Annotated in this window: 16 protein-coding genes; 11 read left to right on the forward strand and 5 right to left on the reverse strand. The window is 68.7% G+C overall.

Annotated features, from left to right (window positions below; genetic code table 11):
• Nucleotides 1-67 precede the first annotated feature (67 nt).
• The gene (locus tag NXI30_18680; protein MCR9096257.1) at nt 68-925 is read left to right on the forward strand and encodes an LLM class F420-dependent oxidoreductase; all 858 of its coding nucleotides are present in this window, start codon (nt 68-70) and stop codon (nt 923-925) included.
• On the opposite strand, the gene NXI30_18685 is transcribed toward NXI30_18680, so the two are convergent.
• Both NXI30_18685 and NXI30_18690 read right to left on the reverse strand, forming a co-directional pair.
• Nucleotides 922-2010 carry a serine/threonine protein kinase gene (locus NXI30_18685; GenBank protein MCR9096258.1) on the reverse strand — a complete coding sequence of 363 codons (1089 nt, stop codon included), beginning with the start codon at nt 2008-2010 and terminating at the stop codon, nt 922-924. The genes NXI30_18680 and NXI30_18685 overlap by 4 nt on opposite strands.
• Nucleotides 2007-2411, reverse strand: a complete 405-nt coding sequence (locus tag NXI30_18690) for an FHA domain-containing protein (GenBank protein ID MCR9096259.1) — start codon at nt 2409-2411, stop codon at nt 2007-2009. The genes NXI30_18685 and NXI30_18690 overlap by 4 nt, the downstream gene beginning before the upstream one ends.
• 198 nt (nt 2412-2609) lie before the next feature.
• Between NXI30_18690 and NXI30_18695 the strand changes: the two genes are divergently transcribed.
• From NXI30_18695 to NXI30_18715, 5 genes are all read left to right on the forward strand, one after another.
• Nucleotides 2610-3131 (forward strand): (2Fe-2S)-binding protein, encoded by a 522-nt coding sequence (locus tag NXI30_18695; GenBank protein MCR9096260.1) that lies wholly within the window; start codon nt 2610-2612, stop codon nt 3129-3131.
• Nucleotides 3124-5382, forward strand: coding sequence for a molybdopterin-dependent oxidoreductase (locus NXI30_18700; GenBank protein MCR9096261.1), 2259 nt, complete (start codon nt 3124-3126; stop codon nt 5380-5382). The genes NXI30_18695 and NXI30_18700 overlap by 8 nt, the downstream gene beginning before the upstream one ends.
• A gap of 19 nt (nt 5383-5401) precedes the next feature.
• Nucleotides 5402-5992 (forward strand): TetR/AcrR family transcriptional regulator, encoded by a 591-nt coding sequence (locus NXI30_18705; GenBank protein ID MCR9096262.1) that lies wholly within the window; start codon nt 5402-5404, stop codon nt 5990-5992.
• 52 nt (nt 5993-6044) lie between these two features.
• Nucleotides 6045-6326: a hypothetical protein gene (locus tag NXI30_18710; protein MCR9096263.1), complete on the forward strand. Its 282-nt coding sequence runs from the start codon at nt 6045-6047 to the stop codon at nt 6324-6326.
• 84 nt (nt 6327-6410) lie between these two features.
• Complete coding sequence (locus tag NXI30_18715; protein MCR9096264.1) at nt 6411-7640, forward strand: hypothetical protein; 1230 nt, start codon at nt 6411-6413, stop codon at nt 7638-7640.
• Between the two features lie 21 nt (nt 7641-7661).
• On the opposite strand, the gene NXI30_18720 is transcribed toward NXI30_18715, so the two are convergent.
• Nucleotides 7662-8249, reverse strand: coding sequence for a TetR/AcrR family transcriptional regulator (locus tag NXI30_18720; GenBank protein MCR9096265.1), 588 nt, complete (start codon nt 8247-8249; stop codon nt 7662-7664).
• Between the two features lie 137 nt (nt 8250-8386).
• On the opposite strand from NXI30_18720, the gene NXI30_18725 reads away from it, so the two are divergent.
• The 5 genes from NXI30_18725 to NXI30_18745 all read left to right on the forward strand — a co-directional run bounded on the left by NXI30_18725 (nt 8387) and on the right by NXI30_18745 (nt 14337).
• On the forward strand, nt 8387-9235 hold the full coding sequence (locus tag NXI30_18725) for a metal-dependent hydrolase (GenBank protein MCR9096266.1): 849 nt from the start codon (nt 8387-8389) through the stop codon (nt 9233-9235).
• Nucleotides 9232-10233, forward strand: coding sequence for an alpha/beta hydrolase (locus tag NXI30_18730; GenBank protein ID MCR9096267.1), 1002 nt, complete (start codon nt 9232-9234; stop codon nt 10231-10233). Before NXI30_18725 ends, NXI30_18730 begins: the two co-directional genes overlap by 4 nt.
• 46 nt (nt 10234-10279) lie before the next feature.
• Nucleotides 10280-11200, forward strand: a complete 921-nt coding sequence (locus NXI30_18735; GenBank protein MCR9096268.1) for a TauD/TfdA family dioxygenase — start codon at nt 10280-10282, stop codon at nt 11198-11200.
• A gap of 129 nt (nt 11201-11329) precedes the next feature.
• The gene (locus NXI30_18740; GenBank protein ID MCR9096269.1) at nt 11330-13429 is read left to right on the forward strand and encodes a glycoside hydrolase; all 2100 of its coding nucleotides are present in this window, start codon (nt 11330-11332) and stop codon (nt 13427-13429) included.
• Nucleotides 13430-13554: 125 nt separating this feature from the next.
• Nucleotides 13555-14337, forward strand: coding sequence for an SDR family oxidoreductase (locus NXI30_18745; GenBank protein ID MCR9096270.1), 783 nt, complete (start codon nt 13555-13557; stop codon nt 14335-14337).
• 19 nt (nt 14338-14356) lie between these two features.
• Here NXI30_18745 and NXI30_18750 read toward each other — a convergent pair whose 3' ends face one another.
• Complete coding sequence (locus NXI30_18750; protein ID MCR9096271.1) at nt 14357-14782, reverse strand: VOC family protein; 426 nt, start codon at nt 14780-14782, stop codon at nt 14357-14359.
• Nucleotides 14783-14838: 56 nt separating this feature from the next.
• On the reverse strand, nt 14839-15705 hold the full coding sequence (locus tag NXI30_18755; protein MCR9096272.1) for an SDR family NAD(P)-dependent oxidoreductase: 867 nt from the start codon (nt 15703-15705) through the stop codon (nt 14839-14841).
• Nucleotides 15706-15730: the final 25 nt, after the last annotated feature.

Genomic DNA, 15730 nt, shown 5'->3' on the forward strand with positions numbered 1-15730 from the left:
AAGTCCCGGTCGATTCGCCTCCAACCTACCAGATGCCGCTCCGAGACTCTCGTGCGAGACTGAGTGAATGACGACGCCTCGATTCGGAATCGCCACGACGCTCACCGAGGACTCGCTTCAGCCGGTCGAGCTCGCACGTTGGCTCGAGGACCACGGCTTCGAGTCGCTCTTCGTCGGGGAGCACACGCATCTGCCGACGGCCCCCCATCGCTATGGCGACGGGGTGGGGGACGACTACAAGAAGTTCTACGACCCCTTCGTCTCGCTGACGGCCGCGGCGGTCGCGACCGAGCGGCTGGTGGTCGGGACGGCGGTCTGCCTCGTGACCGAACATCATCCGATCACCCTCGCCAAGATGGTCGCGACCCTGGACCAGGTCTCCGGCGGGCGCGTCGTGATGGGCTGCGGCACGGGCTGGAACACGGTCGAGCTCGAGAACCACGGGGTCGCCTGGAAGCATCGCTGGAAGGTCACGCGGGAGCGGATCCTCGCGATGCGCGAGATCTGGACGACGGAGGAGGCCGAGTTCCACGGCGATTTCGTCGACTTCGATCCGATCTGGTGCTGGCCGAAGCCCGTCCGGAAGCCCGGGCCGCCGATCCTCCTCGGCGGGGGGATGGATCCGGAAGTCGTGGCGCGCCGGGTCGTGGAGTACGGCGATGGCTGGATCCCGCTCGACGGTGGGCACGAGCTCGATCCGACGCTTGCGGCGATTCGCGCGGAGGCGGGTCGGGTCGGACGCTCGATGGACGAGATCGAGCTGACGGTCGGGCTCGGTCTGATGGGGCCGATCACCGAGCAGCGCTACCGCGAGGTCGTCGACATGGGATTCGACCGGGTGCTCTTCGTGCTTCCCCGCAAGAGTCGGCAAGAGGACCTCGCGAGCCTCGAGTCCTTCGCCGAGCTGAAAGCCTCGTTCGCCTAGGGGCGGATCACGAACGCGTGGAGGGTGTCGGTCCAGGTGAGGACCTCGGCGGGCGTCGCGAGCGACCAGAGGAGAAAAGCCGTCGAAGCGGCGAGGGCGGCGCAGGCGAAGCCGGCGCGCACGGCCCTGCGCGGCGGGGGGACCGGTGCGGAGACCAGCACGACCGTCTCCGAGTCCTTCGTCTCGAACACGCGCCGCTCCCAGAGGAAGCGCGCGACGACGTGCCGGCATTCCGCGGGCGTCGGGCGGTCGAGCATTCGTTCCAGTCGAGCCCGGAGGTCGGTCGCCGTCGGCGTGCGCTTCGTGGGGTCCGGGCGAAGCAGGTCGCGCACGATCCTCGACAGGGCGCGGGGGACGTCCCGACGTCGCGCGCGGAGTCGCGGGTAGCGGCCGGTCTCGAGGCGTTCGAGGAGCGGCGGGTCGTCCTCGGTCGCGGGCAGGAGGAACGGGGGCTCGCCGACGAGCATCTCGTAGAGCACGACGCCGAGCGAGAAGAGGTCGGTCCGCGGGTCGGTCCGGTCTGCGCGCATCTGCTCCGGCGACATGTACGGCGGGGTACCGAGGGCGATACCCGGGCGAGTCAGGGCGGCGCCCGTCGAGGGCGAGACCGCGAGGCCGAAGTCGGTGATCTTGACTTCGCCGTGTCGCCCGACGAGCAGGTTCTGCGGCTTCAGGTCCCGGTGGAGCGTGCCGTGGGCGTGGATGGCTTCGAGGCCGCGCGCGACCTCGAGGGCGATCGTCGCCGCGAGGCGCCAGGGCAGGGGGCGCACCTTCTCGAGGACGACGGCGAGGTCGACGCCCTCGACGTACTCGGTCGCGAGATAGGCCTGCCCGCGGACCTGGAACCGGTCGTAGATGCACACCACGTTCGGGTGGTGGAGGCGGCAAGCGGATTTCGCCTCGCGCTCGAAGCGCGCCTCGAGCTCCGGGTCGGCGACCAGGTCCGGATGCATCCGCTTCAGGACGGCCGGGCGGTCGAGGCTCTCCTGTCGGGCGAGGACGACGAGCCCCATCCCGCCGGCGCCGATCTCGCGCTCGACGACATACCCGCCGAGACGTCGCCCGGTCAGGTCGGTGCGACTCATCCGGTCTCGTCGAGCCCCCAGGCGGTCGGCGTGCGATCGCGCGCCTCGACGACGTACTGCAGCTCGCAGTCGCCCAGCAGGACGCGGTCGCCGTGCTCGAGAGCGTGGCTGAGGACCTCCTTGCCGTTCACGAGGACCCCGTTCGTGCTCGCGAGGTCGCGGACGCCGAAGCCCTTCTCGCCGAGCTCGAAGGCGGCGTGCTCGGAGGAGATCGAGTCGAAGGCGAGCCGGATCCGCGCCCGTTCGGAGCGTCCCGCGATCACCCGCGGCGAGTCGAGCGGGAACTCCAGTCCCGCGGCGGGACCGCTCAGGACGGTCAGGCTCGCGACGTGCGTCTCGAGGAACTCGATGCTCCCGAGGCTCGGGTCGGGGTCGACCTTGCGCGTCATTCCGTCGTGCATCTCGTGCTCTCCTCCCACCCGCGTGATCACGGGCACGGACTCTCTTCGTCCACGCATCACCGAGGGAAAGTGATCCGGCGTACGGCGTCGAACGTGCAACTCGCGGCCCACTGGAAGCCGTCGCGTGGCCTGCGAATTGACAGATTGCATCCAGAATGTCAGCCTGCCGTCCGAGTCGACGACCAAGGAGTACGACGCATGGCGGTTTCGAGGACAACGCTCGTGGTGAACGGCGTCGAGCGGAAGGTCGAGGTCGACCCCTCGACGCCGCTGCTCTGGGTGATCCGGGAGCAGCTCGAGCTGACGGGAACGAAGTTCGGCTGCGGGATCGCGCAGTGCGGTGCATGCACCGTGCGCGTCGATGGTCGCGCCATCCGTTCGTGCATCACGCCGGTCTCCTCGGTCTCGGGCCAGGACATCCAGACGATCGAAGGCCTCGCCCCCGCCAAGGACACCCGCCACGCGCTCCAGCAGGCGTGGATCGAGCACCAGGTTCCGCAGTGCGGCTACTGCCAGTCCGGCCAGCTGATGTCCGCCGCGGCGCTGCTCGACGCGAACCCGGATCCGACGGACGAGGACATCGACCGCGCGATGGACGGAAACATCTGTCGTTGCGGCATGTACGGCCGGATCAAGGCGGCGATCAAGACGGCAGCGAAGGCCGCCGGGGCGACTTCGACCGCGCCGCGCGCCGACACGGAGGAGCCGAACCATGGGTAAGTGGACGCGTCGCGCCTTCCTCACGACCGGCGCCCTCGTCGGCGGCGGGTTCATCGCCGGGATCGCCGTACGCCCGGGCAACCGCGCCGGCGCGCTCGGCGCCCTCGTCGAAGGCGAGGGCGAGACCCTCGTGCAGACGTGGGTCAAGATCGGAGCGGACAACACCGTGACCGTGATCGTGCCCCACTCCGAGATGGGCCAGGGCGCGGGCACGGCGCTCACCCAGATGCTCGCCGACGAGCTCGAAGCCGACTGGGATCTCGTCCGCTTCGAGTACGCCCCGGCGATCCCCGAGTTCGCGAACCATCCGATCGCCAAGGGACTGCTCCTCGCCGGCGTCGATCTGCCCGAGATGATCGTGCCGACCGTCGACGGGATCCTGATCCATGCGGCCCAGGCCCTCGATCTCCAGATCACCGGCGGCAGCATGAGCATCCGCTCGACCGGCGTCTACGGGATGCGGGTCGCCGGCGCGGCCGTGAAGGAGATGCTCCAGACGGCGGCGGCGGAGGCCTGGGACGTGCCGGTCGCCGAGGTGATCGCTCGCGACAGCCAGCTGATCCACGAACCGAGCGGTCGATCCGAGCCTTTCGCGAGCTTCGCGACGGCGGCGAGCGAGAGGACGCCGCCGGCGAAGCCCACGCTCAAGTCGGCCGACGAGTTCCGGATCATGGGGCACCACGTGGAGCGCCACGACATACCGCCCAAGGTCGACGGGTCCGCCACCTTCGCGCTCGACGTCCAGGTGCCGGGGATGGTCTACGCGACCGTGCGTCGCGCGCCGACCTTCGGCGGCGGGGTCGCCGGGGTCGACGACGTGAAGGCGCGGGCGATCCCGGGCGTGCTCGACGTCGTGCCGCTCGCTTCGAGCGGGATCTCGGCGGTCGTCGGCGGCTACGAGGCCGCCGAAGCGGTGGCCGTCGTCGCGACGGGGTACTGGCCCGCGAAGCAGGGACTCGATGCCCTCGAGATCGAGTGGACGAAGACGGGCAACGAGGGAGTTTCGACCGAGGATCTCTTCGCCCAGTTCGCCCGGGACATCGACGCACGCGTCGAACGGCAGACCGACGTCGTCGAGGGCGACGTCGAGGCGGCCTTCGCGAACGCCGCGCAGGTTCTCGAGGCCGACTACCGCGTCCCGTATCTCGCGCACACGTGCATGGAGCCGATGAACGCGGTGGCCGCGGTCGAGAACGGCCGCTGCGAGATGTGGGTCGGGTCCCAGAGTCCGCTCGGTTTCCGCAAGGCGGTCGCGACGGCCCTCGGTTTCGAGGTCGAGAACGTCACGGTCCACAACCACTTCATGGGCGGCGGCTTCGGGCGGAAGTCGCGCGCCGACTTCGCCGTCCAGGCCGCCCAGATCTCGGCGGCGGTCGGCAAACCGGTCAAGCTGATCTGGTCCCGGGAAGAAGACGTCCGGCAGGACTACTACCGCCCGGCGATCCTGAGCCGCTTCCGTGCGGGCCTCGACGAGAACGGTGACCTGATCGCCTGGGAGAATACGTACGTCGACAAGGGCGAGCCGGTCGAGGCCCCGCTCATCCCGTACACGGTCGCCGCCCGGGACATCGGCTACGTCGACAGCCCGACCCACGTGCCCTTCGGCGCCTGGCGAAGCGTCGATCACTCCCAGCACGGCTTCTTCACCGAGTCGTTCATCGACGAGGTGGCCGTCGCCGCGAACCAGGATCCGTACGCGTTCCGGGCCGCGCGGCTGAAGGACGAGCCGCGATTGCTGCGCGTGCTCCGGACCGCGGCCGAGAAGGCCGATTGGGGCACGCCCCTCGGCCAGGGGCGCGGTCGCGGGATCTCGCTCCAGGCGTCGTTCGGTTCGGTCGTGGCGCAGGTCGTCGAAGTCACCGTCGAGGACGGGGACGTCCGGGTCGACCGCGTCGTCGCCGCGGTCGATGCGGGTCTCGCCGTCTCTCCCGACGGGCTCACGGCCCAGATCGAATCCGGGATCGCCTATGGCCTGACGGCGGCGCTCTACGGCGAGATCACGATCCGCGACGGCGCCGTCGAGCAGAGCAACTTCCACGACTATCCCGCGCTCCGGATGTCCGCGGCGCCGAAGATCGAGACCCACATCATCAACAGCGGCGAGGCGATCGGAGGCGCCGGCGAGCCGGGCACACCCGGCATCGCGCCGGCGCTGGCGAATGCGGTCTACGACGCGACGGGGCTGCGCGTTCGGCAGATGCCGATGAGCGGCGTCGACTTCGAGAACGCCGATCGCGAGACGGCCGTCTAGGGCCGTCCGGTCGTTCGCCATGCCCGAAGCTCCCGACCCGCGTCGCGCCACGATCCTCGAAGCCGCCTACAAGGCGTTCGCCCTCTACGGATACCGTCGGACGTCGATGGAGGAGATCGCCCGCGGAACCGGGTTGTCCCGCGCGTCGCTCTACCTGCAGTTCGCGAACAAGGAAGAGATCTTCCGCGCGCTCTGCGAGCGGGTGCACGGCGAGGCGGTCGACGAGGCCGAGGCGGCGCTCGCGAGCGATGCACCGCTGGCCTCACGGCTGGAGGACGCGTTGGTCGCGAAGGTCGGGCGGCTGCTCGACGTGGTCGCCGACTCGCCACACGGCGACGAGATCGTGGACGAGAGCAGTCGGCTCTGCGGAGACATCGTGCTCGCCTCGAGCGAGCGCTTCCAGAAGGTTCTGGCCTCCGCGCTCGCAGCGGCCGTCCGGGCCGGCGAGCTTCGGCTCGCGGGGTCGGGACTGTCCGCCCCGGCCGCCGCCGAGATGCTCCGACTCTCGGCGACCGGACTGAAATACGGTGCCGGGAATGCGCGCGACTACCGCAAGCGGACGCGTCGACTCGTCCGCGTCTTCCTCGCCGGATTCGACGCGCTGGGCTAGATCGTCCCTGGCTTGGCTGCCAGTCCGTCGGCCCCAGCCGGAGTTTCGATCCATGTCCGCGAATCCGATGAGCCACGAAGAACTGGTCGAGGCGGCCGAAGAGCTCGCACCGCTCTTCCGCGCGAAGGCGAGGGAGGCCGAGCTCGCTCGTCGCGCCCCGGACGACGTGATCGAGGCCGTGAAGGCGAGCGGATCGCGCCTCGACAGTCCGATCCAGCGCGCCCTGCGCGACATCCAGACCGCCTCGAACCACGTCTTCTTCGATCGCGAGTCCCGCTACGCGGACTACGGCCGGATCCTGACGGGGCAGGGGGCGCAGAGTCTGCTCGCCTGAGACGTGTTCCCTTCCCGTGTGTTGCCCCCGCGTGTTGCCGATCGATTCGACAGCGCAGCACTCGGGCGGCATGCTTCGCCGACCATGCCCCGGTCCGCCATCCTGACGCCCACCGCCGACGTCGTCCTGACGGGCGGACTCTCGATCGTGGTGCTCCTGCCGCTCGTCTTTGCCTCTTCGTTCGTCGTCGACGACGTGCTGGAGTGGGTCGTGATCGGAACGGTCCTGGTGAACGTCCCGCACATCATGGGCTCGTACCGCTTGCTCTACACGTCGCGGGCGCTCGTGGCTCGCCACCGCTTCGCCGCGGTCTGGTTTCCGGGCCTGCTCGCGATCGCCTGCGTGGTCGCGACGGTCGCCGCGGCGACGAATCGGTCGTTCGTTCCACTGAACGTCGTCCACCTGGCCGCCGTCGGCTATCTCGCGGTTCACTACGTGGGTCAGACCTGGGGGATGATGGCGTCCTTCGCGCAGCTCGAAGGCGTTCCGTTCTCGCCGGACGAGCGAAGGGATCTACGGTGGAGCCTTCGGTACATCCTCGCCTGGCACCTCTGTTGGGTCGCGCGTCACTTCGTGCCCGTGCTCAACGAGTCGGCACTCGTCGAATGGATCTACGAGGCGATGACGGCGGGGCTCGCGATCTCGATGGCGGCGGGCGCCTGGCTGCTGGTCCGGCACGCACGTCGCCACGGACGCCGTCCGCCGGCCAGGATCGTCGTGCCGTGGCTCGCGAATCACGTCTGGTACCTGCTCATGGCGGTCGTTCCGGCCGCCGCGCCCGCGGTCCAGGTGGCGCATGCGCTCCAGTACCTCCCCTTCGTGATCCGGGTGGAGAAGAACCGGGCGGATGCGCAGCCGCCGACCGAGGTGGTGCGCAAGGCGGTCGGTCAGGCGGCGGCCTTCCTGGCGGCAGGCGGCCTCTGCCTCTTTCTGCTTCCGCACTGGATCAACCCGACGCCGCTACCGCTCTGGGTGGGCCTCCAGCCCGCCGCGATCGCCGCGTGTGCGGTTCCGCTGGCGCTCGTGCTCTTCGTGATCGCGCGACGGGGGGAGAAGACGTTCTCGCTGGTCCACCTGCTTTCGGTCGGGATTGCGCTCCTCGTCGCGGGTGGGATCGCCGACTGGTTCCTGGCCCCCGCGGTGGCGCTCGGCGCGGTCGAGCTCCTGGGCGCGAACGAATCGCTGCTTCGACTCGGGACGACGGTTTCGGCGTTCCTCAGCCTCCATCACTACATCACCGACGGTGTGCTCTGGAAGCTTCGCGACCCCGCCGTCCGGCGCGAGCTCTTCGCGCACGTATCGGCGCCGGCGTGAGCGCCGATCATCCGCGCGATCTCAGCGCAGTCGTGGTTCGAGGAGCGGCGTCAGCCAGCGCGCCAGGGTGCGTCGGAGATCGTCGAGATCGCGGTCGGGGCCGGGATCGTCGACGAAGCTCTTGAGCAGCCGGAGCAGGATCTCGGCGAACTCTTCGAGCTCGTCGTCATCGGCCGTCCAGTGGTCGCCGAGATAGAGGCGCAGCTCGTTCGAGACGAAGCGGTTCCGGCTCTGGGCGTGGACGGAGATCACGTCCCGCATCCGGAAGAGCTCCATCAGGTAGGGATCGTCCGTCGCCTCGGTGATCAGGATGACGAGGGTCTCGACGACGCGGTCGATGGGGTCTTCGAGGCGTGCCGTGCGCGCCCGCATCCGCTCGAGGAAGCCACCGCTGGCGGTGACCGCCGCCGCGTTGAAGAGCTCTTCCGCGCTCTGGAAGTAGCGGTAGACCGTGGGGCGGGTGACGCCGGCGGCGGCGGCGACGTCGGAGAGGGTCACCTTGGAGAAGCCGTGGCGCTCGATGCAGGTCTGCGCCACGGCGAGCAGGTGCTGCCGCGCCTCGGCGCTCGATTCCGGGCTCGCTCCCTTCCAGGATCCACGTCGGCTCATGGCTCGACTTTACAACATACGATGGCTGTAAAGTTGTATATAGTGGGAAGCGGAGCGACCGACGGATCCGCGGAGGATCCGGGATCGGTCGGATCGGCCCGTGTCCGGCGACTGACGAGTCAGAGAAGAAAGAGACGATGTCGAATCTGGAAGTCCGAAAGTTCGATTGGGATTTCGAAGGGATCCCTTTCATCTGGAACCCCCAGCAGCCGCGATTCTCCGTGCTGATGAACCAGATCACCTTCGTGATCATCAGCTTCGAGCGGTACATCACGAAGGCGATGCGCGAGGCGGAGTCCCGGATCACCGACGACGAGGTCCGGCTCGAGGCGCGGCTCTTCGGTCAGCAGGAGGGCGTCCACGCCGCTGCGCACATGAAGCATGCCCGCGCCCTGATCGCCCGGTACCCGGGCCTGCAGTCGATCCTCGACAAGTGCCAGGAGAGCTACGACGCGCAGTTCGAGGCGGAGTCGCTCGAATACCACCTCGCCTACGCCGGAAGCATGGAGGCGATCTTCACGCCCTTCTTCAAGATGGTCCTCGACAACCGCGAGATCCTCTTCGAGGGCGGGGACGAGCGGCTGTCCTCGATGCTCCTCTGGCATTTCTGCGAGGAGATCGAGCACCGCAGCTCCGCGCTCATGGTCTTCGACCACGTCGTCGGGAGCTACTGGTACCGGTTCAAGAACGCGGGGCCGATGCGCAAGCACGTGCGCGCGCTCTTCGAGATGTCGATCGAGGAGTTCAAGAAGCACGTGCCCGACGTGCCCCACAACGTCTACGAGGGGAATCCCTTCGCGAGCGTGCCGCGGTCGGCGACGCTGCGCTCTGCGGTCGGCGTGTTCGCGTCCCAGACGCCCTGGCACGATCCGGCCCATCAGCCGCTCCCCGACTACTACGACGAGTGGATCGGGAAGTACACGAGCGGCGACGACGTCATGCGGCTCTACGGTCAGCCGCCGGTCGTCGCTGGGGAAGCCGGTTGAGCGCGCCGCGGCCGCCTCAACCGGAGACGCCGCCGGCGGACGCCTTAGAGATCCACCATGCCGAGGTCGAGCCCGGCCTGCGGATCGCCTACGTCCGCGAGGGCGTCGGCGGCTATCCGCTCGTCCTGGTTCACGGCTATCCCGAGACGAAGCGGATCTGGTGGCGCAACATCCGACCGCTCGTCGAGGCCGGCTACGAAGTGATCGTGCCGGATCTTCGTGGCTACGGCGATTCGGATCTCTCCGCCAAGGACGAGTACGACCTCGTCTACTACTCCCGTGACGTCTACACGCTCGCGCACGACGTCCTCGGTCACGAGCGCGTCGGCCTCGTCGCCGGCGACGTCGGCGGCATGGTGATCGTCGACCTGGCGAACCGGAACCCCGGCTTCGTCGACCGCATGATCTTCTTCAACACGTCGCCGCCGGTCGTGCCGGAAGAAGCCGAATGGTACGCCGCGAACGGGCTCTCGATGGCGCCTCTCGACGACGGTCCGACCGGCGACTACCGCGTGCGGCAGGGCAGGGACCCGAAGGCCCTCCGCGCGGAGCTCGACACGCCGGCGCGCTGCCACCGCTACGTGCGCGACTTCTACGAGGCGCGGCTCTGGGCGTCGGAAGGCGCCTTCGAGGAAGCGGACTACGCCTTCATGTGCGAGCCCTTCGAGGACATCGATCATCTCGAGGCGAGCTGGGCCGTCTACCAGCTGGGCTACGGGCGCGAGATGAAGGAGATGCCGCTCGTCATGCAGAAGACCGAGACGCCGACGCTGATCCTCTACGGACCCGACGACCACGTCGTTCCGAAAGACTTCGCCAAGAAGTGCGAGATCGCCTTTCCGAACCGGACGGGCCCCCTGATCGTGCCCGAGGCCGGCCATTTCCTGCAGTGGGAGCGGGCGGACGTCCTGAACGAAGTGGCCCGCTTCTACTTCAGTGATCTGAGACCCACCAATCGCCCCTCGCGTCCCGCGCCGACACGCGAGTCGCTACCTTGATGCCCTGTTGCGAGCGCGACAGCGTCAACCCGGAGGACCCTTCGACATGAGCGCATTCGAAATTTCTCCCCTCGATCACATCGGCGCCGAGATCGTCGGTCTCGACATCCAGGCCATGACCGACGAGGTCAAGCGCGATCTCTACGCGACCTGGCTCGAGTATGGCGTGCTCCTCTTCCGCGAGGCGGCCTCCGATCCCGAGACCCACGTGAAGCTCGCGAAGGTCTTCGGCGAGCTCGAGATCCACCCGGTCAAGTCGCTGCTCGTTCCCGGGAACGACGAGCTGATCTTCCTGGGCGGCCACGGCAAGAACTCCGGCGGCGCACGCGTCATGGACGGCGACGTCCGGATCGGTCAGGTCTACTGGCACCAGGACACGGCCTACACCCCCGACATCTGCCGGGGCTCGATGCTTCGGATGATCGAGCCGTCGAAGCGGGCGGGGGGAACGACCTGGGCCGATACCGCGAAGGCCTACGAGGCACTCCCGAAGGACCTGGCCGAGCGGATCGCGACGCTCGAGACGCTCCAGTGCTACACCGACATGCCCCGTCGGACGTGGGGCATGCCCGGCCACGAGCTGCGCTACGCGACCCCCGAAGAGGGTCCGCAGAGCGAGGTCGAGGTTCCGGACTTCCCCCACGTCGCGCACCCGATGGTGGTGACCCATCCCGAGAGCGGGAAGAGGGCGCTCCTGCTGAGCCCGCTCGGCTATCTGACGATTCTCGGCCTCCCGGAAGACGAGGCGGACGACCTCTTCGAGACGATCGTCGCCCACACGACCCGTCCGGAGTTCTGCTACGAGCACTCGTGGGCCGAGAACGACGTCGTCCTCTGGGACAACCGACGCACGCTCCACACCGCGGAGGGATTCGGGGTCGACGACAACCGCATGATCCAGCGCGCGACCCTCGCCGGGCCGCAGCCGACGGGTCGGCTATTCGAGGGCGAGGCGGCGACGGCCTAGCACGTCCCGTTTCCGATCGGGAATCCGCTCGGCGGACGATGTCAGCCGCTCGCGCTGCGAAGCGATGGAAGATCGACGTCGGCGCGCGTCGAAAGCGTGATAGGATGGCTCCGACTCGAGGAGCCGTTCATGAAGCTGCGAAGCTCCCCCGCGACCGGTCGCACCGATAGAGGATCCCGATCCGAGGCGGTGCGCGCCGCGAAACCGTCATATCGGCTGCGATGGGCGGTCGCGTTCCTGGCACTGCTCGTGTTGGGAGACGGGAGCAGCGCGCAGGCGCAATTCGGATCGTTCTGGCAGAGCACAGGTGGGCCGCAGGGCGCGCTCGCACGCGACCTCGTGGAGGTCCCGGACGGCACGATGTTCGCCGCCGTACCCGGGGCGCGGCGGAGCCTCCAGCGCTTCGACGACCTCGCCGGCGTATGGGTCGAAGACCTGCGTCCGGAGGCTGCGACGCCGTTCCAGCTCGAGGTGACGGCGTTCGAGGTCTCGCCCGCCGGAGACTTCTACCTCGGCTCCGAATCATTCCCCGAGTTCTCCCGGAGCCTCGACGGGGGCCAGAGCTGGGAGTCCATCGCGATCCCGACGAATCCCCATCGGACGCCGTCCCGCATCCGATTCACGGACAGCGGCGCGTTGGTTGCGACCATGGGGCCGCGGATCTATCGCGCCGCGGCCTCCGAGCTCGTCCAGGATCCGACGCTCTGGACCTGGGAGCTCGTCGAGAACTTCCTGGTCGGGTTCCACGACCTCGCGGTCGCTCCGGGCGGTGTCGTCCTCGCCGCCACCTACCTCGACGGTCTCCTCCGGTCCGCCGACGACGGCGGGACCTTCGATCCGGTGTCGAGTCTCGCCGGGGTCGAGGTGACCCGGATCGCGCTCCAGGCGGACGCGTCCCTGCTCGCGGGCTCTCGCGCGTCCGGCGTCTTCTTCTCGAGCGACGGGGGGCTCACCTGGTCCCCCGATTCCGCAGGGCTGCCGTCGGGGGCGGTCCTCGCGATCCACCCGTCCTCGAATGGCGACGCGTACGTCTCGATCGACGGAGCGCCTCTCCAGTTTCGGGCCGCCACCGACACGAGCTGGTCGGACGCGGCCGATCAGCCGGACGGTTGGCGCGCTTCGGCGCTCCTCGAGCGAGCGGACGGGACGAGGGTCGTCAGTACGACGGCGGGCGTCTCCGTTTCGGCGGGAAGTGGACTCCCTTGGGCCGCGTCGAGCAACGGATTCCCCTCTTCAGAGGTCACGTCGATCGTCCAGCTGGCCGGAGGGGACGTCTTCGCCGGTGGATCCGGGGGCGTGTACCGATCCGTCGATGGCGGCGCGACGTGGGGACCGTCGGCCCACGAGACACCTTCGGTCATCGCGCTCGTCGAGGATCCGGCGGGAGGACTCGTGGCGGCCGTCGAAACGACCAACGTGACGCCCTTGGCCCCGCCAGCGTCTTTCACGGGGATCCCGCCAGCGGCGTTCCTCCGTTCGGACGACGCCGGTGACACCTGGTCTCCGATCCCCAGCCCGCCCGTCTTCACACCGAGCCTGCTCGACGTCGACGAGCTGGTCTCGGGCCCCGGCGTGATCCTCGCCGTGACCAACTTCGGCGTCTACGGAACCTTCGACGGCGGTCAGACCTGGAACAGCGAGCGCGGCTTCGTTCCGACCGGCGGGGTCGAGCAGCTGATCTGGGCGAATGGTGCGTTCTACGCCTGGAACCGAGCCGACGAGCGCGTGTACCGCTCTCTGGATTCCGGGGCGACGTGGTCGGGCGTCGGCGTGAGCCCAGGCATCGACGACAACTTCCCCGATTTCAGGGCGTCGCCGTCGGGACGATTCTTCGTGTTCGGCCGGGACCAGGGCGACGACAGGATCTTCGAGTCCACGGACCAGGGCACGACGTGGACTCCGGTCGCCAGCCCCGAAGCGAGTGACTCGCCCGTCGGATCGTGGTTCGCCGACGACGAGTCGCTCCTGATCAGCAATCCGAACGGCGTATTTCGACTGATCCCCGACTCGCCGGCTTCGACGGAACAAGCGCTCGCGCCGGCTCCACCGAGCGCGGCCTGCTGCGCCTTCGAGGTGCTCGACTCCGGGCACTCGGCGGTCGGGACCTCGAAGGGCGTGTTTCTCAGCGTGAACCCGGTGCCGGAGCCTTCGCTCCTCGTCGGACTCGCGTCGGGGATGCTCTGGTTGGCAGGTCGCGGGCGAGGCGCTCCTCGACGTCGAATGCGATAGGGGGCGTCTCGGCGGCTCGCTCCGTGCGGTCGGCGAGCTAGCCTGGAGGGCGCAGAGCCACGACCGGTCGTCGCGTTGCCCAGGGCTCGGCTCGGGTCGTCCTGCTCGCGTGACCGGAGGACCCCATGCTGCTCGAAGACAAGGTCGCCGTCGTGACCGGGATCGGCCCCGGTCTCGGCCGGGACATCGCGCTCCTCTTCGCCCGTGAAGGCGCGCATCTCGCGATCGCGGCGCGCAACGAGGAACGCCTGAAGGCCGTCGCCGCCGAGATCGAAGCGCTCGGTCGCGACGTGCTGGCGATCCCGACCGATTTGACGGACCGCGCGGCCTGCCAGGCCCTCGTCGCCGCGACGATCGAACGCTTCGGTCGCGTCGACGTGCTGGTCCAGAACGGCCACTACGACGGCGACTACAAGATCGTGACCGAGTCCGATCCCCAGGACTGGCGGGACATCATGGAGGTGAACCTCTTCGGTGCCTTCCACCTCGTCCAGGCGGTCGCGCCCTCCATGAAGGCGCGCGGCGACGGGCGGATCATCCTGGTCAACACGGGCGCGAGCACCGACCCGCCGCCGACCCTCGGCGCCTACGCAGCGTCCAAGGCGGCGCTCGCGAGTCTCGTGCGCACGCTCGCCGTCGAGCTCGGACCCGAGGGCATTCGCGCGAACGGCATCCAGCTCGGCCCCATGACCGGGGACAACTTCACGGGCTACGTCGAGAGTCTCGCGCAGGCATCCGGACGGACCTACGAGGAGGAGCTCGCCCTCTACAACGAGCAGTTCGCCCTGCGCTACACGCCGACGACGGAGGAGTGCGCGGGCACGGCCCTCTTCCTGGCCTCGGATCTCGCGCGGCCGATCACGGGACAGAGCATCGCGGTGAACGGCGGGAAGTGGTTCCTCACCTGAGCACGACGGCCGCGCCCGTTCAGCTCGGCGCGTTCGCCTCGAGGTCCATGCCCTGGACGAGCTCGATCTGGTAGCCGTCGGGATCCTCGACGAAGGAGATCCAGACGTCCCATTCCTCGAGATGCATCGGCTCGACCACGCTCTTCGCGCCGGCCGCGATCGCCTTGACGTGGAGCGCCTTCACGTCGTCCGTGTTGACGTAGAGCTTCCACATCGCGCCGACCTTCTTGATCCCGTCCGCGCTCTGATCGATCGGGGCGGTCTTGTCGTCGTGTTCGGCGAGCTGGAGCGCGGAGCCCGGGCCGCCGCCCCAGATGAGCGCTTCGTTCGTTCCCGGGATCTGGGTCCGGCTGTGGAGCTTCAGCCCGAGGACGTCGGTGTAGAACTCGACTGAGCGCTCGAGATCGCTCACGTTGATGCAGTACTGGCCCAGAGTGGTTCCCACGGTCGTTCCTTTCCTGTGCGTGTCGCCCATGTCCGAGTGAATGCGGAGCGAGCCCGTCAGATCGGGCAGTCGCCCCCGCCGAGCTTCTTCGCTCGGTCCGTGAGGTTCGCTTCGAGCGTAGCCTCCCGGCCGATCATGATGACGAAGTCCTGGTTGCGAATGCCGTCGAGTGCATGCTGAGCAAGCTCGTCCAGGTCCTGCACGGGGAGCTCGAAGCCCATGCGCTCGTTCAGATCGCTGGCGAAGGCCTCGAAGCTGGCCGGCTCGGCTTCCGGAAGGGCTGCTTCGCGTGCGAGCTCCGGGGGGCGGTTGCGGGATCCGGTGAGCAGGCCGGTGTTCAGGAGGCCGCCGCTCGGGTAGAGGATCGCGGCGCTGACGTTCGTGTTCTCGTCGCGAAGCTCGGCGGCGAGGCATTCGGTCAGGATCGACACCCCCGCCTTGCTCGCCGCGTAGATGGACTGCTTGGCCATCGGCGTCACGCCTCCGTTGCCCGACGAGGTGTTGACGACGACGCCTTCTTCGCCGGAGGCGATCATGCGCGGCACGAAAGCGCGAATACCGTGGGTGACGCCGAGCAGGTTCACGCCGATCAGCCACTCCCAATCCGTCGCTTCGGTCTCCCAGAGGTTGATGAAGGGGACGCCGACGCCGGCGTTGTTGAAGAGCAGATGGCACGCCCCGTGCCGATCGAAGACCTCGTCCGCCAGGGCGTTCACGGAGGCGCCGTCGCGCACGTCGACGACGACGCCCGAGATCTCTCCGCCGCCTTCCCCCAGCTCGGCCGTCGTCGCGTCGAGCGCGGCCTGCTCCACATCGGCGATGACGACTTTCGCGCCGGCGCCGAGGAGAGCGCGCGCGATCGCCTTGCCGATCCCGCTCGCGCCGCCCGTGATCACGGCGACCTTGCCCGTGAAGTCCTTCATCTTCCATCCCTTCCGTTCGCGGCGA

The organism is bacterium, assembly GCA_024742285.1.
GTDB lineage: Bacteria > Myxococcota_A > UBA9160 > UBA9160 > UBA4427 > UBA4427.

Bases quoted from the DNA above. Each gene is read 5' to 3' on its own strand.
- NXI30_18680 (MCR9096257.1), top strand. From the start codon at position 68: ATGACGACGCCTCGATTCGGAATCGCCACGACGCTCACCGAGGACTCG.
- NXI30_18685 (MCR9096258.1), bottom strand. From the start codon at position 2,010: ATGAGTCGCACCGACCTGACCGGGCGACGTCTCGGCGGGTATGTCGTC.
- NXI30_18690 (MCR9096259.1), bottom strand. From the start codon at position 2,411: ATGCACGACGGAATGACGCGCAAGGTCGACCCCGACCCGAGCCTCGGG.
- NXI30_18695 (MCR9096260.1), top strand. From the start codon at position 2,610: ATGGCGGTTTCGAGGACAACGCTCGTGGTGAACGGCGTCGAGCGGAAG.
- NXI30_18700 (MCR9096261.1), top strand. From the start codon at position 3,124: ATGGGTAAGTGGACGCGTCGCGCCTTCCTCACGACCGGCGCCCTCGTC.
- NXI30_18705 (MCR9096262.1), top strand. From the start codon at position 5,402: ATGCCCGAAGCTCCCGACCCGCGTCGCGCCACGATCCTCGAAGCCGCC.
- NXI30_18710 (MCR9096263.1), top strand. From the start codon at position 6,045: ATGTCCGCGAATCCGATGAGCCACGAAGAACTGGTCGAGGCGGCCGAA.
- NXI30_18715 (MCR9096264.1), top strand. From the start codon at position 6,411: ATGCCCCGGTCCGCCATCCTGACGCCCACCGCCGACGTCGTCCTGACG.
- NXI30_18720 (MCR9096265.1), bottom strand. From the start codon at position 8,249: ATGAGCCGACGTGGATCCTGGAAGGGAGCGAGCCCGGAATCGAGCGCC.
- NXI30_18725 (MCR9096266.1), top strand. From the start codon at position 8,387: ATGTCGAATCTGGAAGTCCGAAAGTTCGATTGGGATTTCGAAGGGATC.
- NXI30_18735 (MCR9096268.1), top strand. From the start codon at position 10,280: ATGAGCGCATTCGAAATTTCTCCCCTCGATCACATCGGCGCCGAGATC.
- NXI30_18740 (MCR9096269.1), top strand. From the start codon at position 11,330: ATGAAGCTGCGAAGCTCCCCCGCGACCGGTCGCACCGATAGAGGATCC.
- NXI30_18745 (MCR9096270.1), top strand. From the start codon at position 13,555: ATGCTGCTCGAAGACAAGGTCGCCGTCGTGACCGGGATCGGCCCCGGT.
- NXI30_18755 (MCR9096272.1), bottom strand. From the start codon at position 15,705: ATGAAGGACTTCACGGGCAAGGTCGCCGTGATCACGGGCGGCGCGAGC.